At 70.8% G+C, this 21,277-nt stretch carries 19 protein-coding genes; 11 read left to right on the top strand and 8 right to left on the bottom strand.

Annotated features, from left to right (window positions below):
- Positions 1 to 123: 123 nt before the first annotated feature.
- Genes pgi through OG627_RS27185 form a run of 4 tightly spaced genes read left to right on the top strand, consistent with a single transcriptional unit; the run spans position 124 to position 4,794 of the window.
- The gene (pgi, locus tag OG627_RS27170; protein WP_329069429.1) at positions 124 to 1,776 is read left to right on the top strand and encodes a glucose-6-phosphate isomerase; all 1,653 of its coding nucleotides are present in this window, start codon (positions 124 to 126) and stop codon (positions 1,774 to 1,776) included.
- A 4-nt stretch (positions 1,777 to 1,780) separates the two neighbouring features.
- Positions 1,781 to 2,275 (top strand): PH domain-containing protein, encoded by a 495-nt coding sequence (locus tag OG627_RS27175; RefSeq protein ID WP_329069431.1) that lies wholly within the window; start codon positions 1,781 to 1,783, stop codon positions 2,273 to 2,275.
- The gene (locus OG627_RS27180) at positions 2,272 to 3,918 is read left to right on the top strand and encodes a PH domain-containing protein (RefSeq protein ID WP_329069432.1); all 1,647 of its coding nucleotides are present in this window, start codon (positions 2,272 to 2,274) and stop codon (positions 3,916 to 3,918) included. Before OG627_RS27175 ends, OG627_RS27180 begins: the two co-directional genes overlap by 4 nt.
- 33 nt (positions 3,919 to 3,951) lie before the next feature.
- Positions 3,952 to 4,794 (top strand): poly-gamma-glutamate hydrolase family protein, encoded by an 843-nt coding sequence (locus OG627_RS27185; protein ID WP_329069434.1) that lies wholly within the window; start codon positions 3,952 to 3,954, stop codon positions 4,792 to 4,794.
- A gap of 89 nt (positions 4,795 to 4,883) precedes the next feature.
- Here OG627_RS27185 and pgl read toward each other — a convergent pair whose 3' ends face one another.
- The 5 genes from pgl to tkt are packed head-to-tail and all read right to left on the bottom strand — an operon-like array spanning position 4,884 to position 11,486.
- Positions 4,884 to 5,666: a 6-phosphogluconolactonase gene (gene pgl / locus OG627_RS27190; protein WP_329069436.1), complete on the bottom strand. Its 783-nt coding sequence runs from the start codon at positions 5,664 to 5,666 to the stop codon at positions 4,884 to 4,886.
- Complete coding sequence (gene opcA / locus OG627_RS27195; protein ID WP_329069438.1) at positions 5,663 to 6,724, bottom strand: glucose-6-phosphate dehydrogenase assembly protein OpcA; 1,062 nt, start codon at positions 6,722 to 6,724, stop codon at positions 5,663 to 5,665. Before opcA ends, pgl begins: the two co-directional genes overlap by 4 nt.
- Complete coding sequence (gene zwf, locus OG627_RS27200; protein ID WP_329069440.1) at positions 6,721 to 8,253, bottom strand: glucose-6-phosphate dehydrogenase; 1,533 nt, start codon at positions 8,251 to 8,253, stop codon at positions 6,721 to 6,723. The genes opcA and zwf overlap by 4 nt, the downstream gene beginning before the upstream one ends.
- A gap of 4 nt (positions 8,254 to 8,257) precedes the next feature.
- Entirely contained in the window at positions 8,258 to 9,376 is a 1,119-nt protein-coding gene (gene tal / locus OG627_RS27205; RefSeq protein ID WP_329069441.1) for a transaldolase, read from the bottom strand.
- 34 nt (positions 9,377 to 9,410) lie between these two features.
- Positions 9,411 to 11,486 (bottom strand): transketolase, encoded by a 2,076-nt coding sequence (tkt, locus tag OG627_RS27210; RefSeq protein ID WP_329069443.1) that lies wholly within the window; start codon positions 11,484 to 11,486, stop codon positions 9,411 to 9,413.
- Positions 11,487 to 11,796: 310 nt separating this feature from the next.
- Between tkt and OG627_RS27215 the strand changes: the two genes are divergently transcribed.
- From OG627_RS27215 to OG627_RS27225, 3 genes are all read left to right on the top strand, one after another.
- Entirely contained in the window at positions 11,797 to 12,750 is a 954-nt protein-coding gene (locus tag OG627_RS27215; protein ID WP_329069445.1) for a heme o synthase, read from the top strand.
- Between the two features lie 63 nt (positions 12,751 to 12,813).
- Complete coding sequence (locus tag OG627_RS27220; protein ID WP_329069447.1) at positions 12,814 to 13,200, top strand: hypothetical protein; 387 nt, start codon at positions 12,814 to 12,816, stop codon at positions 13,198 to 13,200.
- A 111-nt stretch (positions 13,201 to 13,311) separates the two neighbouring features.
- Entirely contained in the window at positions 13,312 to 14,454 is a 1,143-nt protein-coding gene (locus tag OG627_RS27225; RefSeq protein WP_329069449.1) for an amidohydrolase, read from the top strand.
- A 30-nt stretch (positions 14,455 to 14,484) separates the two neighbouring features.
- Here OG627_RS27225 and OG627_RS27230 read toward each other — a convergent pair whose 3' ends face one another.
- The 3 genes from OG627_RS27230 to OG627_RS27240 form a co-directional block, all read right to left on the bottom strand.
- Positions 14,485 to 15,456: a COX15/CtaA family protein gene (locus tag OG627_RS27230; protein WP_329069451.1), complete on the bottom strand. Its 972-nt coding sequence runs from the start codon at positions 15,454 to 15,456 to the stop codon at positions 14,485 to 14,487.
- Positions 15,457 to 15,553: 97 nt separating this feature from the next.
- On the bottom strand, positions 15,554 to 16,354 hold the full coding sequence (locus OG627_RS27235; protein WP_329069453.1) for an ABC transporter permease: 801 nt from the start codon (positions 16,352 to 16,354) through the stop codon (positions 15,554 to 15,556).
- On the bottom strand, positions 16,351 to 17,301 hold the full coding sequence (locus tag OG627_RS27240; protein WP_329069455.1) for an ABC transporter ATP-binding protein: 951 nt from the start codon (positions 17,299 to 17,301) through the stop codon (positions 16,351 to 16,353). Before OG627_RS27240 ends, OG627_RS27235 begins: the two co-directional genes overlap by 4 nt.
- Before the next feature lie 186 nt (positions 17,302 to 17,487).
- On the opposite strand from OG627_RS27240, the gene OG627_RS27245 reads away from it, so the two are divergent.
- From OG627_RS27245 to OG627_RS27260, 4 genes are all read left to right on the top strand, one after another.
- Positions 17,488 to 18,258, top strand: a complete 771-nt coding sequence (locus tag OG627_RS27245) for a helix-turn-helix transcriptional regulator (protein WP_329069457.1) — start codon at positions 17,488 to 17,490, stop codon at positions 18,256 to 18,258.
- Positions 18,255 to 19,676 carry a Fe-S cluster assembly protein SufB gene (gene sufB / locus OG627_RS27250; protein WP_329069458.1) on the top strand — a complete coding sequence of 474 codons (1,422 nt, stop codon included), beginning with the start codon at positions 18,255 to 18,257 and terminating at the stop codon, positions 19,674 to 19,676. Before OG627_RS27245 ends, sufB begins: the two co-directional genes overlap by 4 nt.
- Before the next feature lie 101 nt (positions 19,677 to 19,777).
- The gene (gene sufD, locus OG627_RS27255; protein WP_329069460.1) at positions 19,778 to 20,956 is read left to right on the top strand and encodes a Fe-S cluster assembly protein SufD; all 1,179 of its coding nucleotides are present in this window, start codon (positions 19,778 to 19,780) and stop codon (positions 20,954 to 20,956) included.
- Positions 20,956 to 21,273 carry a bifunctional 3-phenylpropionate/cinnamic acid dioxygenase ferredoxin subunit gene (locus OG627_RS27260; RefSeq protein WP_114626000.1) on the top strand — a complete coding sequence of 106 codons (318 nt, stop codon included), beginning with the start codon at positions 20,956 to 20,958 and terminating at the stop codon, positions 21,271 to 21,273. The genes sufD and OG627_RS27260 overlap by 1 nt, the downstream gene beginning before the upstream one ends.
- Positions 21,274 to 21,277: the final 4 nt, after the last annotated feature.

A 21,277-nucleotide genomic window follows, 5' to 3' on the forward strand; every position in this document is an offset into this window, starting at 1 on the left:
GTCCGGCCGGAATGCTGCGCGTGCCTTGCACTTGTCCGCGTCTCGTACAGCCGTCTGATCAATTAGGTTGGGACGACAGCGGGGCATGTCTGCAAGCACGAGAAGAAGTGGGCTGATGTCCGAATGAACGCAGAGGGACGCACGAAGCTCAACCGGCTGCCCGAGTGGAGCGCGCTGGGCAAGCACCGGGAGCAGCTGGGCGGGACGGGGCTGCGGGAGCTGTTCGCCGCCGACCCGGCACGCGGCACCGGTTACACCCTTCGGGTGGGCGATCTGCATCTGGACTACTCCAAGCAGCTGGTGACCGACGAGACGCTGGCGCTGCTGCGCGAGCTGGCCGTCGCCACCGGAGTGGCGGAGCTGCGGGACGCGATGTTCCGCGGGGACAAGATCAACACGACCGAGGACCGCGCGGTGCTGCACACCGCGCTGCGCGCCCCCCGGGACGCCGTGATCGAGGTCGACGGTCAGAACGTCGTACCGGCGGTGCACGCCGTTCTCGACAAGATGAGCGCCTTCGCCGAGCGGATCAGGTCCGGCGAGTGGACCGGTCACACCGGCCGGCCCATCAAGAACATCGTCAATGTCGGCATCGGCGGCTCCGACCTCGGTCCCGCGATGGCCTACGAGGCGCTGCGCTCCTTCACCGACCGCGAGCTGACGGTCCGCTTCGTCTCCAACGTCGACGGCGCCGACCTGCACGAGGCGGTCCGGGACCTGGACCCGGCCGAGACGCTGTTCATCATCGCGTCGAAGACCTTCACCACCATCGAGACCATCACCAACGCCACCTCCGCGCGCGACTGGCTGCTGACCGGCCTGCGCGCCGACCAGAGCGCCGTCGCCAAGCACTTCGTGGCGCTCTCCACGAACGCCGAGAAGGTCTCCGGCTTCGGCATCGACACCGCGAACATGTTCGAGTTCTGGGACTGGGTCGGCGGGCGCTACTCGTACGACTCGGCCATCGGGCTCTCCCTGATGATCGCGATCGGCCCCGACCGGTTCCGCGAGATGCTCGACGGCTTCCACCTCGTGGACGAGCACTTCCGCACCGCGCCGCCCGAGGAGAACGCTCCGCTGCTGCTCGGGCTGCTCGGCGTCTGGTACGGGGCGTTCTTCGACGCCCAGTCGCACGCGGTCCTGCCGTACAGCCACTATCTGTCGAAGTTCACCGCGTACCTCCAGCAGCTGGACATGGAGTCGAACGGCAAGTCGGTGGACCGGGACGGCGACCCGGTGGAGTGGCAGACCGGCCCCGTCGTCTGGGGCACGCCCGGCACCAACGGCCAGCACGCGTACTACCAGCTGATCCACCAGGGCACGAAGGTCATCCCGGCCGACTTCATCGGCTTCGCCCGGCCCGTCGATGATCTGCTGCCCGGTCTGGTCGCCCAGCACGACCTGCTGATGGCCAACTTCTTCGCGCAGACGCAGGCGCTCGCCTTCGGCAAGACGCCCGAGGAGGTACGGGCGGAGGGCGTGCCCGAGGAGCTGGTGCCGCACAAGACGTTCCAGGGCGACCACCCGACCACCACCATCCTCGCCGAGTCCCTCACCCCGTCCGTGCTGGGCCAGCTGATCGCGCTGTACGAGCACAAGGTGTTCGTCCAGGGCGCCGTCTGGAACATCGACTCCTTCGACCAGTGGGGCGTCGAGCTGGGCAAGGTCCTCGCCAAGAAGATCGAGCCCGTGCTCACCGGGAACGCGCGGGGCGACGGGCTGGACACCTCGACGGCGGCGCTCGTCGCCACGTACCGCTCGCTGCGCGGTCGCTGAGCAGATGGGGGAGGGGGTACGGCTCCGGCCGCCGAACAACACACCGGCAGCGCGCGCCGTCGGCTGGTGGCGCGCGCAGTGGCTGCTGCTGACCCTGGTCCCGGTCGCCGTACTGGCCGTGCTGGGGGTGCTCATCGCCCCGGCACGGACCTGGCTGCTGGTGCCCGCCGCCGTCCTGGCCGTGATCGGGCTGGTCTGCGCGGTGCTGGTGCCCGTGTGGTGGTTCCGGGTGCACCGGTGGGAGGTGACGGACGAGGCGGTCTACGTCCGTACCGGCTTCTTCTGGCAGGAGTGGCGGATCGCGCCGATGTCCCGGATCCAGACGGTGGACACCGTGCGCGGTCCGCTGGAGCAGCTGTTCCGGCTCTCCACGGTGATCGTCACCACCGCGTCGTCCAAGGGCGCGGTGCATATCGCGGGGCTCGACCACGAGCTGGCCGCCGAGCTGGCCGAGCGGCTGACGCACATCACCCAGGCCACCCCCGGGGACGCCACATGAGCGAGCCCGTGGAGTTCGTGGAGCCGCTGCCGGGGGCGGCCGAAGCCGTCGTCCCCGGCGCCCCCGTGGCCCCCGCCGAAACGGCCGGGGCCGCCGGCGAGGGGGAGTGGCGGCGGCTGGACCCGCGCACCCTGCTCGTCACGGCCGTCGTCCTCGCCGGGGTCGTCCTCGGCGGCGCGGTCCCGACCGCCATCGGGATGACCGGCCGGATGCCGCTGTGGCGGGCGCTGTCCTGGGTGGCCGCCGCCGCGGTGCTGGTCATCGGCCTCGGGCTGTGGGGGGAGTACGTCCGCTGGCGCCGTACCCGCTACCGCGTCGGGCCCGAGCGCGCCGAACTCCACACGGGCCTGTTCGTCGTCAAGCGCCGCTCCCTGGCGCGTGAACGCATCCGCAGCGTCGATCTGACCGCCCACCCGCTGCTGCGGATACTCGGCCTGGTCAAGGTCCGTATCGGCACCGGCGAACAGTCCGGCGGCGAATCCACGCTGGAGCTGGAACCGGTGACCAAGGCCGAGGGCGAGCGGCTGCGCACCGTCCTCCTCGCCCGCGCCGTCACCGGCGAGCCGGGCGCCGACCGCGACGGCATGCTGGCGGTCCTCGACCTCCGCTGGATGCGGTACGCGCCGATCTCGTTCCTCGCCCCCGTGCTCGGCGGCGCCTCCATCGGCGCCGTGCTCCAGGTGAGCGACTGGTTCGGCGTACAGGCCCGGCTGTTCCACTGGGTCGACGACCGCTTCCACGACACCCCGCTCGGCTGGCTGATCGCCTCCGTCGTGGCCGCCGCCGCCCTCGCCGGGGTGATCGGCGCGCTCGGGCTGTGGACCGAGATGTGGTGGAACTACCGGCTGGAGCGGGAGCCCGGCGGCACCCTGCGGGTGCGCCGCGGGCTGCTCACCTCCCGCTCGGTCTCCATCGAGGAGCGCCGGCTGCGCGGGGTGGAGCTGGTCGAGCCGCTCGGCGTACGGCTGGCGGGTGCGGCCAGGCTCGACGCGGTCGCCACCGGTCTCGCCCAGGACGAGGAGGACGAGCACGCCGACCACAAGACCCTGCTGCCCGCCGCGCCGCGCGCGGTGGCGGACGAGGTGGCCGCGCGCGTGCTGGGCGAATCGTTCTCCCCGACCCGGACCGCCCGGCTCGCCCCGCACCCCCGCGCCGCGCGCGGCCGGCGGCTGCGCTGGGCGCTGGCCGCCGCGCTGGCGCCGGTCGCTGTCCTCGCCGTGCTGGGCGCGCTGCTGACCGGCGTACTCCTCCAGGCCGCCGCGGTCTGCGCCGTGGTGGCGCTGCCGGTCGCCGTACTCCTCGCCCTCGACGCCTACCGCAATCTGGGCCACGGCCTGAGCGGCGGCTATCTGGTGGCGCGCTCGGGCACCCTGCGCCGGACGACCGTGGCGCTCCAGCGCGGCGGCGTGATCGGCTGGACGGTCAAGCAGTCCTACTTCCAGCGCCGCGCCGGGCTGCTCACGCTGACGGCGACCACGGCGGCCGGCGAGGGCGCCTACCACGTCCACGACGCGGCCAGGGACGAGGGACTCGCCTTCGCCGCCGAGGCCGTACCGGGGCTGCTGGAGCCCTTCCTCGTGAGGGACCCCGCACCGCACCGCGCGGCGGAGTCAGGCAGCACAGCTCCCCCACTCCCCATGTGACGGTCGGTCTCAGGGCGCATGGATCATTACGGCATGACAACTGCCAGCCGCCGCGCGGTTCTTACCGTCCTCGCCACCGCCGCCGTGAGCGGTCCCCTGCTGACCGGGGCGGGCGCCGCCCCCGCGTACGCCGCCGACGACCTGTACGCCTCCAACACCGACCTCTACACCAAGCTCGCGGGCAAGGAGGGCACCGACTTCGCCCGGCGCTACAAGCGGCACGAGAAGTCCGACAACAGCCTCAGCGCCTCCTACCCGTTCCACCGCACCACGATCATGGCCCTCCACGGCGGCGGCATCGAGACCGGCACCTCCGAGCTGTGCATCGGTATCGCCGGCTACCATCCGGCGACCTTCGAGGTCAGACCCGGGACCGGCCCGGTGTACGACTACTGGATGTTCGAGGGGCTGCGGTCGAGCGACAACGGTGAACTGCATGTCACGTCCGTGAACTGCGACGACCGGGTGGCCCTGTCGATGGCGGGCGGCAGCCTCAACGTCCTGAGCCTGCACGGCTGTACGGCGGCACAGGCCGGCGTCGCCGGCAGCCGGCCCGAGGCCATCGTGGTGGGCGGCCTCAACAACACCTTCAAGCAGTATCTGCACGACGCCTTCGGAGCGGCCGGCTTCCAGACGGTCGACGGCTCGGCCAGGCCCGCCCTCGCCGGGGTGCAGCCCCTGAACATCGCCAACCGCACGGTCCTCTCCATGGGCGGCCAGCTGGAGATCACCACCGAGCTGCGCCAGGCCATGTTCGGCGTCAACACCCGCGCCGGGCGCCCCGGTTCCACCAACGAGGTCTTCGACCGGTTCGTGGGCGCTGCCCGTACGGCCGTCGCGCGGCTGGAGGCCCGCTCCGACCAGGCCATCCTCTGACCGTCGGGGACACCGGCACAGGAAGCCGACACACACGTCGGCCCACCCCGGGACCGAAGAGGGTACCGGGGCGGGCCGACGTGGTGGCGTCAGGCGGACGCCGGGGGATAGAGAGCGCGCGGCAGGGCCGAGGCCGCCGCCGCGTCCAGCAGCCACAGCGTGCGGCCACGGCCGTACGCCCCGGCGGCCGGGGCCTGGATCTCGCCCGCTCCCGACAGCGCGATCTCCGCCGCCTTCGCCTTGTCCTCGCCCGCCGCCAGCAGCCACACCTCGTGCGCCGCGCGGATCGCCGGCAGCGTCAGCGAGATCCGGACCGGCGGCGGCTTGGGCGCGCCGTGCACGGCGACCACCGTGCGCTCCGTCTCCCGCACGGCCGGCAGCTCAGGGAAGAGCGAGGCGACATGGGTGTCGGGACCGACGCCCAGCATCAGCACGTCGAACGTCGGCACCCGCCCGTGGTCCCCGGGCCGGGCGGCCGCCGCCAGCTCCGTGGCGTAGGCGGCGGCCGCCGCCTCCACGTCACTGCCGTACGGACCGTCCGAGGCCGGCATCGCGTGCACCCGCGCGGGGTCCAGCGGCACCGAGTCGAGCAGCGCCTCCCTGGCCTGGGTGACGTTCCGCTCCGGATCGCCCTCCGGCAGGAAGCGCTCGTCGCCCCACCACAGGTCGAGCCGCGCCCAGTCCACCGCGTCCCTGGCGGGCGCCGCCGCCAGCGCGGCCAGCAGCCCGTTGCCGTTGCGGCCACCGGTCAGCACCACCGAGGCGGAGCCCCTGGCGGCCTGGGCGTCCACGATCCTCGTGATCAGCCGGGCCGCCGCGGCCTGCGCCATCAACTCCTTGTCGCGGTGCACGACCAGCTGCGGCGTACTCACTTCGGCGACGCCTTCTTCGGCATGGTGGCCGGAGTGGCCACCGAGGACGCCGAGTCGTCCGAGGACTCCCCGGCGGATCCCGACGCGACCGACGACGCCGCGTGCGAGGGCGCCGACAGCGACGCCCGCGACGTGTCACCCAGCCGGTGCACACCGAAGCGCAGCGACGCCGCGTAGGTGTCGTCCGGGTCCAGCCGGCGCAGCTCCTCCGCGATCAGCTCGGCGGTGTCCCGCCGCTTCAGCGCCACCGCGCGGTCCGGCTGGCCCTGGATGGACAGCGTCGCCAGCGACCCGTCCGCCCGGTCCAGCTTGATCGGCCCGCAGGTCGTCTCCATCCGGACGGCCGTCAGCCCGGGGCCGCCCGAGACACTGCGCCGCACCGGCACCCGCAGCCGGTTCGCGAGCCACATGGCGAGCAGCTCACAGCTCGGGTTGTGCACCTCGCCCTCCACCTCCACCGAGGTGACCTTGCAGTCCACCTGGTCCAGGGCGGCGGCGACCATCGAGCGCCACGGGGTGATCCGGGTCCAGGACAGATCCGTGTCGCCCGGGGTGTAGGCGTCGGCGCGGGCCGTCAGCTCCTCCACCGGGTTCTCGGCGGAGTACGTGTCCGTCACCCGGCGCTGCGCCAGCTTGCCCAGCGAGTCCTTGGCGGGGTTCACCGGCGCGTTGACCGGCCACCACACGACGACCGGGGCGTCGGGCAGGAGCAGCGGCAGCACCACCGACTGGGCGTGGTCTATCACGTCGCCGTACAGACGCAGCACGACCGTCTCGCCGGTGCCCGCGTCGGCTCCGACCCGTACCTCCGCGTCGAGCCTCGCCTTGGCGCGGTCGCGCGGCGAGCGGGAGACCCGCTTGACGACGACCAGCTTGCGCGACGGGTGCTCGCGGGACGCGTCGTTGGCGGCCTTGAGCGCGTCGTACTGGTTCTCCTCGTCGGTGACGAGGACCAGGGTGAGGACCATGCCGATGGCGGGGGTGCCGATCGCCCGGCGGCCCTGCACCAGCGCCTTGTTGATCTTGCTGGACGTGGTGTCCGTTAGGTCGATCTTCATGGCCGACGCCAGCTCCGTCCGTCTCGTGCGAGCATTTCGTCCGCCTCGACCGGACCCCAGGTCCCGGACTCGTACTGCGCGGGCTTGCCGTGCTTGTCCCAGTAGCGCTCGATCGGGTCGAGGATCTTCCAGGACAGCTCGACCTCCTCCACGCGCGGGAAGAGGTTCGAGTCGCCGAGCAGCACATCGAGGATGAGCCGCTCGTACGCCTCGGGGCTGGACTCCGTGAAGGACTCGCCGTACGCGAAGTCCATCGAGACGTCGCGCACCTCCATCGAGGTGCCCGGCACCTTCGAACCGAACCGCATGGTCACGCCCTCGTCCGGCTGGACCCGGATGACCAGGGCGTTCTGCCCCAGCTCCTCCGTCGCCGTGTGGTCGAAGGGGGAGTGCGGGGCGCGCTGGAAGACGACCGCGATCTCGGTGACCCGGCGGCCGAGCCGCTTGCCGGTACGGAGGTAGAAGGGGACGCCCGCCCAGCGGCGGTTGTCGATCTCCAGCTTCACGGCGGCGTACGTGTCGGTCTTCGACCGGGGGTCGATGCCGTCTTCCTGGAGGTAGCCGACGGCCTGCTCGCCGCCCTGCCAGCCGTCCGCGTACTGCCCGCGCACCGTGTGCGCGCCCAGGTCCCTGGGCAGCTTCACCGCACCGAGCACCTTGGTCTTCTCCGCCGCCAGCGCGTCCGCGTCGAAGGAGGCGGGCTCCTCCATCGCGGTCAGCGCGAGCAGTTGGAGGAGGTGGTTCTGGATGACGTCACGGGCGGCGCCGATGCCGTCGTAGTACCCGGCCCGGCCGCCGATGCCGATGTCCTCGGCCATCGTGATCTGTACGTGGTCGACGTACGACCGGTTCCAGATCGGCTCGAAGAGGGTGTTGGCGAAGCGCAGCGCCAGGATGTTCTGGACGGTCTCCTTGCCCAGATAGTGGTCGATCCGGAAGACCTCGTTGGACGGGAAGACCTCGTGGACGACCTTGTTCAGCTCGATCGCCGAGTCCAGGTCGTGGCCGAAGGGCTTCTCGATGACGGCGCGCCGCCAGGAGCCCTCCTTCTGGTCGGCGAGCCCGTGCTTCTTGAGCTGCTGGACGACCTGCGGGAAGAACTTCGGCGGTACGGAGAGGTAGAAGGCGAAGTTGCCGCCCGTCCCCTGCGCCTTGTCCAGCTCCGCGATCGTCGCCTTCAGGTTCTCGAACGCGTCGTCGTCGTCGAAGACGCCCTGGACGAAGCGCATCCCCTGGACGAGCTGCTGCCAGACCTCCTCGCGGAACGGCGTGCGCGCGTGCTCCTTGACGGCGTCGTGGACCTCCTTCGCGAAGTCCTCGTCCTGCCATTCGCGACGGGCGAAGCCGATGAGGGAGAAGCCCGGCGGCAGAAGACCACGGTTGGCGAGGTCATAGACGGCAGGCATCAGCTTTTTGCGGGACAAATCGCCCGTGACGCCGAAGATGACCAGGCCCGACGGCCCCGCGATACGCGGGAGCCGTCGGTCCGCGGCGTCACGGAGCGGGTTCACTCCGTGGGTTGCGGTCAAGGGATCAGCCCTCCGAGGGGGCGAGGCGCTGGAGCTCCGCCTCGGTCGACTTGAGCAGGTCAATCCAGGCGGCCTCGAACTTCTCGACGCCCTCGTCCTCCAGCAGCTGTACGACGTCGTCGTACGAGATGCCGAGCTTGGCGACGGCTTCGAGTTCGGCGCGCGCCTGGTCGTAGGTGCCGCGCACGGTGTCACCGGTGATCCGGCCGTGGTCGGCGGTGGCGTCGAGCGTGGCCTCCGGCATGGTGTTCACCGTGTTGGGGGCCACCAGGTCGTCCACGTACAGGGTGTCCTTGTACGCCGGGTCCTTGACGCCGGTCGAGGCCCACAGCGGACGCTGCTTGTTGGCCTGCGCCCGGTCCAGGTCCGCCCAGCCGTCCCCGCCGAAGACCTCCTCGTACGCCTCGTAGGCGAGCCGGGCGTTGGCGAGGGCGGCCTTGCCCTTGACGGCCTTGGCCTCGGGGGTGTCCAGCGCGTCGAGCCGCTTGTCGATCTCGGTGTCCACGCGGGACACGAAGAAGGACGCCACCGAGTGGATCTTGGAGAGGTCCAGGCCCGCGGCCTTCGCCTTCTCCAGACCCGCGATGTAGGCGGCCATGACCTCGCGGTAGCGCTCCAGCGAGAAGATCAGCGTGACGTTGACGCTGATGCCCCGGCCGATCGTCTCGGTGATCGCCGGCAGCCCGGCCTTGGTCGCCGGGATCTTGATGAGGGTGTTCGGGCGGTCCACCAGCCAGGCGAGCTGCTTGGCCTCGGCGATGGTCGCCTCGGTGTGGTGTGCCAGCCGCGGGTCCACCTCGATGGAGACCCGGCCGTCCTGGCCCTGCGTCGCGTCGAAGACCGGACGCAGGATGTCGGCGGCGTCACGGACGTCCGCCGTCGTGATCATGCGGACCGCTTCTTCGACGGTGACCTTGCGGGTGGCGAGATCGGCGAGCTGCTGCTCGTAGCCGTCACCGCTGCTGATCGCCTTCTGGAAGATCGACGGGTTGGTCGTGACGCCCACCACGTGCTGCTGGTCGATCAGTTCGGCGAGATTGCCGGACGTGATCCGCTTGCGCGAGAGGTCGTCGAGCCAGATCGCGACGCCTTCGTCGGAGAGGCGCTTGAGTGCGTCTGTCATGAGGTTTGCATCTCCTACAGTTCGTATATGGGCGTCAGCGCGCCGAGGCCTCAAGAGATTCCCGGGCGGCGGCGGTGACCGCGTCCGCGGTGAAGCCGAACTCGCGGAAGAGGATCTTCGCGTCGGCCGAGGCTCCGAAGTGCTCCAGCGAGACGATGCGACCGGCGTCGCCCACGAAACGGTGCCAGGTCAGGCCGATGCCCGCCTCGACCGCCACGCGCGCCTTCACGGACGGCGGCAGCACGCTGTCCTTGTACGCCTGGTCCTGCTCGTCGAACCACTCCACCGACGGCATCGACACGACACGCGTCGGCACGCCCGCCGCCTGGAGCCGCTCGCGCGCCTCCACGGCCAGCTGCACCTCGGAGCCCGTACCGATCAGCACGACCTGCGGCGCGCCGCCTTCGGCCTCGAACAGCACGTAACCGCCCTTGGCGGCATCCTCGTTGGCGTCGTACGTCGGCACGCCCTGGCGGGTGAGCGCCAGACCGTGCGGGGCGCCCTTGTCGTGGCGCTTGAGGATCTCGCGCCAGGCGATCGCCGTCTCGTTGGCGTCGGCCGGGCGGACGATGTTGAGGCCCGGGATGGCGCGCAGCGCGGCCAGCTGCTCGACCGGCTGGTGGGTCGGGCCGTCCTCGCCGAGACCGATCGAGTCGTGCGTCCACACGTAGGTCACCGGGAGCTTCATCAGCGCGGCGAGCCGGACGGGCGGACGCATGTAGTCGGAGAACACCAGGAAGGTGCCGCCGTAGATACGGGTGTTGCCGTGCAGCGAGATGCCGTTCATCGTCGAGCCCATGGCGTGCTCGCGGATGCCGTAGTGCACGGTGCGGCCGTACGGGTCGGCCTCCGGCAGCGGGTTGCCCGCCGGGAGGAACGACGACGTCTTGTCGATGGTGGTGTTGTTCGAGCCGGCCAGGTCGGCCGAGCCGCCCCACAGCTCGGGGATGACCTCACCGAGCGCCTGGAGGACCTTGCCGGACGCGGCGCGCGTCGCGACGGACTTGCCGGTCTCGAAGGCGGGGAGCTTCTCCTCCCAGCCGGCGGGCAGTTCACCCGCGCGCACCCGGTCGAACGTCTGCGCGCGCTCCGGGTTGGCGGTGCGCCAGGCGGCGAACGCCTTGTCCCACTCACGACGCGCCTCACGGCCGCGGTCGAGGGCCTCACGGGTGTGCGTGATGACCTCGTCGGAGACGTCGAAGGACTTCTCGGGGTCGAAGCCGAGCACCTTCTTCGTCGCCGCGACCTCCTCGTCGCCGAGCGCCGAGCCGTGCGCGGCCTCGGTGTTCTGGGCGTGCGGGGCGGGCCAGGCGATGATCGAGCGGGCCGCGATGAACGAGGGCCGCTCGGTCTCGGCCTTGGCCGCCCGCAGCGCCTCGTACAGCCCCTGCGGGTCGAGGTCGCCGTCGGGCGACTGCGCCACACGCTGGACGTGCCAGCCGTACGCCTCGTACCGCTTGATGGTGTCCTCGGAGACCGCGGTCTCCGTGTCGCCCTCGATGGAGATGTGATTGTCGTCCCAGAGCAGGACGAGGTTGCCGAGCTTCTGGTGCCCGGCCAGCGAGGACGCCTCCGCGGAGACACCTTCCTGGAGGCAGCCGTCACCGGCGATCGCGAAGATGGTGTGGTCGAAGGGGGACGTGCCGGGGGCGGCGTCCGGGTCGTACAGGCCACGCTCGTAGCGGGCGGCCATGGCCATGCCCACGGCGTTGGCGACCCCCTGCCCGAGCGGGCCGGTGGTCGTCTCCACACCGACGGTGTGTCCGTGCTCCGGGTGTCCGGGGGTCTTCGAACCCCAGGTGCGGAAGGACTCCAGGTCGGAAAGCTCCAGGCCGTAGCCGGCCAGGTAGAGCTGGATGTAGAGCGTCAGCGACGAGTGACCCGCCGAGAGGATGAACCGGTCGCGGCCCGTCCACTGCGCGTCGGCGGGGTCGTGCCGCATGAGCTTCTGGAAGAGCAGATACGCGGCGGGCGCGAGGCTCATGGCCGTACCCGGATGGCCGTTGCCGACCTTCTGTACGGAATCCATGGCCAGGACGCGGGCGGTGTCAACGGCCCGGCGGTCCGTTTCGGTCCACTCGAGGTCTGTGGTGGTCGGCTTGGTGCTCACCCTGAGTCAGGGCTCCTCTCCACATGTTCGAATCCCGGTGTCTTTGGGCGCACCGGTTCGCTGTCGAGCCTACCCGCAGCATCTGGCATCTTTCCGAGCGCGTTTCCAGGGTGCGGTGCGGGTGAGGACTTCGCCTCTCGGCAGGCTCTCGGCAGGGTGTACGGGCCGTGTCCGCAGGGCGTTCAACACGAGTTCCGGTGACCCGACCCCCGCGAGGATCGGCATGCGGGCAACGTCTAGAGTGGCGTGGTACGCGCAGGTCTTTACCGGGACTTAACGCCGGTGGCTTGCTGGGATTTCTCTGTCAGGGGTGTGCGTGACGGCCGTCGAGTCCCGACCCGCAGGGGTCGTTCTGACTCCGAGCTCGGGTGGCCATCGGCCGTTCGGGGCCCGCGTCAAAGCGTTCGTGGCGCTGACCAAGCCGCGAATCATCGAACTACTGCTCATCACCACTGTTCCGGTGATGTTCCTGGCTCAGCAAGGCGTGCCGGATCTCTGGCTGGTACTCGCCACGTGCGTCGGCGGTTATCTCTCCGCCGGCGGCGCCAACGCGCTGAACATGTATATCGACCGCGATATCGACGCCCTGATGGACCGTACGTCGCAGCGCCCCCTGGTCACCGGAATGGTGTCGCCGCGCGAGGGATTGGTCTTCGGACTCACCCTCGCGGTGATCTCCACTCTCTGGCTCGGATTCCTGGTCAATTGGCTCTCCGCCTGGCTGGCACTGGGCGCACTGCTTTTCTACGTCGTCGTCTACACGATGATTCTCAAGAGGCGCACTTCACAGAACATCGTGTGGGGCGGTATCGCGGGCTGTCTGCCGGTACTCATCGGCTGGTCGTCCGTCACCGACTCGATGTCCTGGGCCGCCGTCATCCTCTTTCTCGTGATGTTCTTCTGGACGCCGCCGCACTACTGGCCGCTGTCCATGAAGGTCAAGGACGACTACGCGAGGGTCGGCGTCCCGATGCTTCCCGTCGTGGCGACCAACCGGGTGGTGGCGCGGCAGATCGTCCTCTACAGCTGGGTGATGGTCGCCGTCTCGCTGCTGCTGACCCCGCTGGGCTACACCGGCTGGTTCTACACGACGGTGGCGCTGCTGGCGGGCGGCTTCTGGCTGTGGGAGGCGCACAGCCTGCACTCCCGCGCCAAGGCGGGCAAAGAGGGCGCCAAGCTCAAGGAGATGCGGCTGTTCCACTGGTCCATCACCTATGTGTCGCTGCTCTTCGTCGCGGTCGCGGTGGATCCCTTCCTGCGCTGACCGGCCGCTCGTTCTCTATTTTCTTCCTACCCGTTCTCGCTACCCGTCGGTAGCATCCCTTTCATGGCAGAGAACCAGCAGGTCGACGAGAACGACGGCGGCAGCCGGAGCGACGAGGACCGGGCCCTCGCCCGGCGCGAGGCGCGCGCGGGCCGCAGGGCCGCCCGGCTCGCCAGGCGGATCGACGCGTTCGCCCGCGAGCACGGCGGCGCCGAGGGCCAGCTCGCCTACATCGGGCAGGCGGGCACCCGGATCGTGCTCGTCGGCGAGGACGGCGCGTGGGGCGACCTCGTCGCCCCGACCCACGACATCGCGCGTGGCGCGGCCGAGCGGGCGGGCCTTACGCTCCACGAGTCCTTCGACGGAGAGTTCGCCGCCAAGGTGCGCACCGGACCGTACGAGTGGAACCGGATGGCCGGACTCCAGATCGGTGGACGCCGGAGCGCCTGAGGCGCCCGGCACCGGCGGGAGCGCCACCCGACCGGGGGCTCATCCGTTAGGACTACAGGAGGACGCCGGCCGGCGAGCGGCCGGCGTTCCAGGTCCACGACGGGAATCCCGATGATCGAAACAGCGTCCCTGGTGGACCAGTACTGCCACGGTGTCCTCCGTACGGAGCTGGGCCTCGGCACGTTCGAGACACAGCTCGGCGGGGCGGTGGGACAGCCCGCGGCCGGCACCACCTTCTTCGACACCCAGACCGGGTTCGCGGTACGGCGCTGGTGCCCGCCGTTACTCGGGCTGGAACCGCACTGCCCGCCCGCCCACTACCTGGCGCGCCGCCGGGAACTCGGCGCGCTCGAAACCGGGCGCAGACTGCTGCGCTCCACCGGGATCTCCGCCTATCTGGTGGACACCGGGCTCCCCGGCGACCCGGCGGCGCCCGGCGATCTGGCGGGCCCCGGTGAGACGGCCGCCGTGGGCGCGGCGGCCGGCCACGAGATCGTCCGGCTGGAACGTCTCGCCGAACGCGTCGCGGATGTCTCGGGCGGCGCCAGCACCTTCCTGGCGGGCCTGGCCGAGTCCGTGCACCACGCCGCGGCGACGGCCGTCGCCTTCAGCTCGGTCAGCGCCACGGCCCACGGCGGCGTCCTCGCGCCGGAGCCGCCGGGCCCCGGCGCGGTCAGGGGCGCGGCCGTGCGGTGGCTGACCGGGCGCCGGGCGGGCGGGCGGCTCACCGACCCCCTGCTCGTGCGCCATCTGCTCTGGACCGCCATCGGCACGGGGCTGCCGCTGCAACTGCGCCCCGGTGACCGGGACGACGCGTTCCCGGGGACCGGCACCGACAGCGCCGATCCGGTGCCGCTCACCGCTTTCGCGGCGGCCACGGCCGGACTCGGCGCCGATCTCGTACTCCTCGGCCGCTACCCGTACCACCGGCAGGCGGCGCATCTGGCGAGCGTCTTCCCGCACGTGTACGCCGATCTGGGCACCGCGCTCACCCGCACGGGGGCCGGGGCCGCCGCCGTACTCGCCCAGATGCTGGACGTCGCGCCGTTCGGGAAGCTGATGTTCTCCAGCGGCTCGCGCGGACTGCCCGAACTGCACGTGGTGGCGGCCCAGACCTTCCGGGAGGCGCTGGAGCGGGTCCTCGGCGGCTGGGTCGCCGACGGGGCGTGGTCGCCCGGAGACGCCCGGCGGGTCGCGGGGATGATCGCCGGGGGCAACGCCCGCCGCGTGTACGGACTTCCGGCGGCGGGCTGAGAGCGGGACGAGGGCCGGGCCGACCGGGGGTCAGACCGTCGACAGCGCCGGATCCGTCGGCTGGGCCGGGATCTCCGCCGTGGTGTGCGGGCGCTCCCGGGTGCTCATCGCGACCCGCAGCACGGCGATCCACACCAGGCACGAGCCGAGCATGTGGATCCCGACCAGGATCTCCGGGGTGTCGGTGAAGTACTGCACATAGCCGATGGCGCCCTGCGCGAGCAGCACCAGCAGCAGATCCCGGGCCCGCGCCCGGGTGTCGAGCGGGGCGTCCACCACGCGCAGCGTCAGCCACATCGCCACCGCCAGCGCGCAGACGACCCAGGCGAACACCGCGTGCACATGGGCGGCGGTCACATAGTCGAACGGCATCCTCGGCACGTCGCTGCTGTCGCCCGCGTGCCGGCCCGACCCCGTCACCGTCGTACCCGCCGCGATCAGTATCACCGAGGAGACGACCAGCGCCCAGGACAGCTTGCGCACCGGACGCGGGACGCGCGGGCGGGGAGCGCCGTCGCCCTCGTGGGTGCGCAGCCAGGTGAGCGTGGTGACGGTGAGCAGGGCGCTGGCGAGGAGGAAGTGACCTGCCACGGTCCACGGGTTGAGGGCCGTCAGCACCGTGATGCCGCCGATGACACCGTTGCCCATCACCAGCCAGAACTGCGACCAGGCGAGCCTGGTCAGCCCGGGGCGCCGGGGCTTCACGGAGCGCGCCGCGATGATCGCCCAGCCCACGGCCGCGCACAGGACGTACGTCAGCATCCGGTTGCCGAACTCGATCGCGCCGTGCAGGCCCTGCTCCGGCGTGGCGATGAGGCTGTCGTCCGTGCACTTGGGCCAGGTGTCGCAGCCGAGACCGGAACCGGTCAGCCGCACCGCGCCGCCGGTCACGACGATGGCCACGCTCATCACGACGGCGGTGAGCGCGGCGCGGCGCAGAATGCGGGGTGAAGGTGTCCAGCGCTGAGCGATATACGCGAGGGGGTTCAACACGGCCACCATCGTAGGACGGCGCTTGTGCAGGATTTCACGAGGGGTACGTACGGCACGTTTCGCCTCGTGGGAGCGGGTCCCGGCGCCTTCGCCGACCGGGTCCCGGCTACTCCCAGCGGAAGAACCGGCCGGCCGCGCCGAGCCCCAGTACCGCCCACACGGCGAGGATCCCCAGATCGCCCCACGGCATCGCCGCGCCGTGCTGGAGGACGTCCCGCAGCCCCTCGGAGAGCGCCGAGATCGGCAGCAGCCCGAGGACCGAGGCCGCCGCGTCCGGGAACTTGTCCAGCGGCACGATCACCCCGCCGCCCATCAGCAGCAGCAGGAAGACCAGGTTCGCCGCCGCCAGGGTCGCCTCCGCCCTGAGCGTGCCCGCCATCAGCAGCCCGATCCCGGAGAACGCCGCCGTGCCCAGCACGAGCAGCAGCAGCACGGCGAACGGATTGCCGTGCGGCGACCAGCCGAGCGCGAAGGCGATCACCGCGAGCAGCACGATCTGGAACACCTCGGTGGCCAGTACGGAGAACGACTTCGCCGTCATCAGCGCCCAGCGCGGCAGCGGCGACACCGCGAGCCGCTTGAGCACCCCGTACCGCCGCTCGAAGCCCGTCGCGATGGCCTGGCCGGTGAAGGCCGTGGACATCACGGCCAGCGCGAGGATGCCAGGAGCGAGGAAGTCGACCGCCGCGCCCGAACCGGTGTCGACGATGTCCACCGTCGAGAAGAGCACCAGCAGCAGCGACGGGATGATCACCGTCAGCAGCAGTTGCTCGCCGTTGCGCAGCAGCAGCTTCGTCTCGAACGCCGTCTGTGCCGCGATCATCCGGAGCAGCGGGGCCGCTCCGGGCGCCGGGGCGTACGCGCCGGCGCCCGCGTGGGTCCCCGTGTCGGGGGTCCCTGTGCTCATGGACGCAGCTCCTTGCCGGTCAGTTCGAGGAAGACGTCCTCCAGCGTGCGCCGCTCGACGGAGATCCCGTCCGCCATCACCCCGTGCTGCGCGCACCAGGAGGCCACCGTGGCCAGCAGCTGCGGATCGATCCCGCCGCTGATCCGGTACACGCCGGGCGACAGCTCGGCGGCGGCCGTGCCGTCGGGCAGGGCCTTCAGCAGGGAGCCGAGGTCGAGCGCGGGGCGGCCGGTGAAGCGCAGGGTGTTCTCCGCGCCGCCCCGGCACAGCTCCTCGGGGCTGCCCTGGGCGATGACCCGGCCCGCGTCGATGATCACGACATCGTCGGCCAGTGCCTCGGCCTCGTCCATGAAGTGCGTGGTCAGCACGGTGCCGACGCCGTCGGCGCGCAGCTCGCGGACCAGCTCCCAGGTGGAGCGGCGGGCCTGCGGGTCGAGCCCGGCGGTCGGCTCGTCCAGGAAGACCAGCTCGGGCCGGCCGACCACCGCCAGCGCCAGCGCGAGCCGCTGCTGCTGGCCGCCGGAGAGCCGCCGGTAGGTGGTACGGCCGCAGCTGCCCAGGCCGAGGCGCTCGATCAGCGTGTCCACGTCCAGCGGGTGCGCGTGCAGCCGGGCCATGTGGCGCAGCATCTCGTCGGCGCGCGCGCCGGAGTACACGCCTCCGGACTGGAGCATCACGCCGATGCGCGGGCGCAGCCGGGCGGCGTCGGCGACGGGGTCGAGGCCGAGGACGCGTACGGTCCCGGCGTCCGGGCGGCGGTATCCCTCGCAGGTCTCGACGGTGGTGGTCTTGCCCGCGCCGTTGGGGCCGAGCACGGCGGTGACCGTACCGGCGCGCACCACCAGGTCGAGGCCGTCGACCGCGGTCTTGGTCCCGTACCGCTTCACCAGCCCCCGTACCTCTACGAGACTGTCGGGCACGGAGCCACCCGGGGAGACCTGTTGCATGCCCGGAAGTCTAGGGGGGCCTTTCCGGTGGATCGTGGCCGGGCCCGGCGGGGCGGAAACCCCGCGACCGCCCGCCGCCGGCCCGCTTCCGCCCTATTTCTTAGGTAACCCTTAGTGATGAAGGGCACCGTCGGCCGCGCGGGGCGGCGGTTGCCGCCGTCGAAGGAATTACGCAACAATGGCGTTGTGAAATACGTTGGCGAGGCTCCCCAGGAGGAACTCGCGACCGGTGAGCACTCCACTCGCAACCGGGTCGCGCGCTCCATCCTGGACCACGGCCCGTCCACCGTCTCCGAGCTGGCGGGGCGCCTCGGGCTCACTCAGGCCGCCGTCCGCCGCCATCTGGACGCCTTGGTCGCGGATTCCGTGGTGGAGCCGCGCGACCAGCGAGTCTACGGCTCACGAGGACGTGGCAGGCCCGCGAAGGCGTTCGCCCTGACCGACTGCGGCCGGGACGCCTTCGACCAGTCCTACGACCAGCTCGCCGCCGACGCCCTGCGCTGGATCGCCACCGCGGCCGGCGGCGGGGAGCGGGGCGAGGCCGCCGTGGCCGCCTTCGCCCGGGCCCGTATCGCCGACCAGGCCGAGGGCTACCGCTCGGCCGTCGAGGCCGCCGGTCCCGACGGGCGCACCAAGGCACTCGCCGAGGCGCTGAGCGCGGACGGGTACGCTGCTACGGCTCGCGGCGCGCCGAACCGGCAGGGCGAACAGCTCTGCCAGCACCACTGCCCGGTCGCGCATGTCGCCGAGCAGTTCCCCCAGCTGTGCGAGGCGGAGACGGAATTCTTCTCCCAGCTGCTCGGGACACATGTGCAGCGACTGGCCACCATCGCCCACGGTGACGGTGTCTGCACGACGTTCATCCCCCGCGCCACTCCACAGCCACCACAGACTCCACCACCCGCACAGACCACCCATCACGCTTCTGAAAGCACAGCCGGGAGGAACCCCGCATGACGCTCCCCACGGAGACTGCCCACCCTGAGCTTGAAGGTCTGGGTACGTACGAATTCGGCTGGGCCGACTCCGACGCCGCAGGCGCCGCGGCCAAGCGCGGTCTCTCCGAGGCCGTCGTCCGCGACATCTCGGAGAAGAAGAACGAGCCGGAGTGGATGCTGAAGCTGCGCCTCAAGGGCCTGCGGCTGTTCGACAAGAAGCCCATGCCCAACTGGGGCTCGGACCTGTCGGGCATCGACTTCGACAACATCAAGTACTTCGTGCGCTCCACCGAGAAGCAGGCCGCTTCGTGGGAGGAGCTGCCCGAGGACATCAAGAACACGTACGACAAGCTCGGCATCCCGGAGGCGGAGAAGCAGCGCCTGGTCGCCGGTGTCGCCGCGCAGTACGAGTCCGAGGTGGTCTACCACCAGATCCGTGAGGACCTGGAGGAGAAGGGTGTCATCTTCCAGGACACCGACACCGCGCTGAAGGAGCACCCGGAGCTGTTCCAGGAGTACTTCGGCACGGTGATCCCGGTCGGCGACAACAAGTTCGCCTCGCTCAACACGTCCGTGTGGTCCGGCGGATCGTTCATCTACGTGCCGAAGGGCGTGCAGGTCGACATCCCGCTCCAGGCCTACTTCCGTATCAACACGGAGAACATGGGCCAGTTCGAGCGGACGCTGATCATCGTCGACGAGGACGCCTACGTCCACTACGTCGAGGGCTGTACCGCCCCGATCTACTCCTCGGACTCGCTGCACAGCGCCGTGGTCGAGATCATCGTCAAGAAGGGCGGCCGCTGCCGCTACACGACCATCCAGAACTGGTCGAACAACGTCTACAACCTGGTGACCAAGCGCGCCGTGGCCTACGAGGGCGCGACGATGGAATGGGTCGACGGCAACATCGGCTCCAAGGTCACCATGAAGTACCCCGCCGTCTACCTGATGGGCGAGCACGCCAAGGGCGAGACCCTGTCCATCGCCTTCGCGGGCGAGGGCCAGCACCAGGACGCCGGCGCCAAGATGGTCCACATGGCCCCGAACACCTCGTCCAACATCGTCTCCAAGTCGGTGGCGCGCGGTGGCGGCCGCACCTCCTACCGCGGTCTGATCGAGATCGGCGAGGGCGCCGAGGGCTCCAAGTCCAACGTGCTCTGTGACGCGCTGCTGGTCGACACCATCTCGCGCTCCGATACCTACCCGTACGTGGACGTCCGCGAGGACGACGTGTCCATGGGCCACGAGGCGACCGTCTCCAAGGTCTCCGAGGACCAGCTCTTCTACCTGATGAGCCGCGGCATGACGGAGTTCGAGGCGATGGCGATGATCGTGCGCGGCTTCGTCGAGCCGATCGCCAAGGAGCTGCCCATGGAGTACGCGCTGGAGCTGAACCGGCTGATCGAGCTTCAGATGGAGGGGTCGGTCGGCTGACGGCGCCGACCAGCACCGACCGACGCCGCCGCCGGGGTATCCCGGCGGCGACCGCGAACGCATTCCCTACGCAGAGGCAGAGAGAGAGCACGACGACAGCCATGGCTGAGGCTCAGAACATTCCGGTGGGTTCCACCACCGCCGGTTCGATCGCGGTGGCCGCCGAGTCGACCGTCGCCACGCGCATGAGCGCGCCCCCGTCCTTCGACGTCGCGGACTTCCCCGTCCCGCACGGTCGCGAGGAGGAGTGGCGGTTCACGCCGCTGGAGCGCCTGCGCGGGCTGCACGACGGTACGGCCGTCGCGACGGACGGCGTCACTGTCGAGGTGACCGCCCCCGAGGGCGTCACCGTCGAGACGGTGGGCCGCGACGACGCGCGGGTCGGCCGGGCCGGCGAGCCCGTGGACCGGGTCGCCGCCCAGGCGTACTCCTCCTTCGAGCGGGCCTCGGTCATCTCGGTGCCCAAGGAGGCCGTCGTCACCGAGCCGATCAGGATCACCGTCCACGGCGAGGGCGGCGTCTCCTACGGCCAGCAGATCGTCGAACTCGGAGCCTTCGCCGAGGCGGTCGTGGTCATCGACCACACCGGCGACGCGGTGTTCGCCGCCAACGTCGACTACCTCATCGGCGACGGCGCCAAGCTGACCGTCGTCTCCGTCCAGGACTGGGACGACAAGGCCGTCCACGTCGCCCAGCACAACGCGCTGGTCGGCCGCGACGCCTCCTTCAAGTCGATCGTCGTCACCTTCGGCGGCGACGTCGTACGGCTCCACCCGCGCGTGCGCTACGCGGGGCCCGGCGGCGAGGCCGAGCTGTTCGGCCTCTACTTCACCGACCGCGGCCAGCACCAGGAGCACCGCCTCCTGATCGACCACAACGCCCCGCACTGCAAGTCGAACGCCATGTACAAGGGCGCGCTCCAGGGCGCCGACGCGCACGCGGTGTGGATCGGTGACGTCGTCATCCGCGTCCAGGCCGAGGGCACCGACACGTACGAGATGAACCGCAACCTGGTCCTCACGGACGGCGCCCGCGTCGACTCCGTACCGAACCTGGAGATCGAGACGGGCGAGATCGCCGGCGCCGGTCACGCGTCGGCCACCGGCCGCTTCGACGACGAGCAGCTCTTCTACCTGATGGCCCGCGGCATCCCGGAGACCGAGGCCCGCCGACTGGTGGTCCGCGGCTTCTTCGCCGAGCTGGTCCAGCAGATCGGACTGCCGGACGTCGAGGAGCGGCTGATGACCAAGATCGAGGCGGAGCTGGAGGCAACGGTCTGATGACCTTCGTCCGTGCCTGTGGGCTGAGCGAGCTGGAGGAGGACACCCCGAAGCGGGTGGAACTCGACGGCACGCCCGTCTCCGTCGTCCGCACCGAGGGCGAGGTGTTCGCGATCAACGACATCTGCTCGCACGCGAACGTGTCCCTCTCGGAGGGCGAGGTCGAGGACTGCATGATCGAGTGCTGGCTGCACGGTTCCAGCTTCGACCTCCGTACCGGCAAGCCGTCCGGCCTTCCCGCGACGCGCCCCGTCCCCGTATACCCCGTAAAGATCCAAGGGGACGATGTGCTCGTCTCCGTCACCCAGGAGTCCTGAGTCA

The sequence above is a fragment of the Streptomyces sp. NBC_01429 genome, assembly GCF_036231945.1.
In the GTDB taxonomy this organism is placed as follows: domain Bacteria; phylum Actinomycetota; class Actinomycetes; order Streptomycetales; family Streptomycetaceae; genus Streptomyces.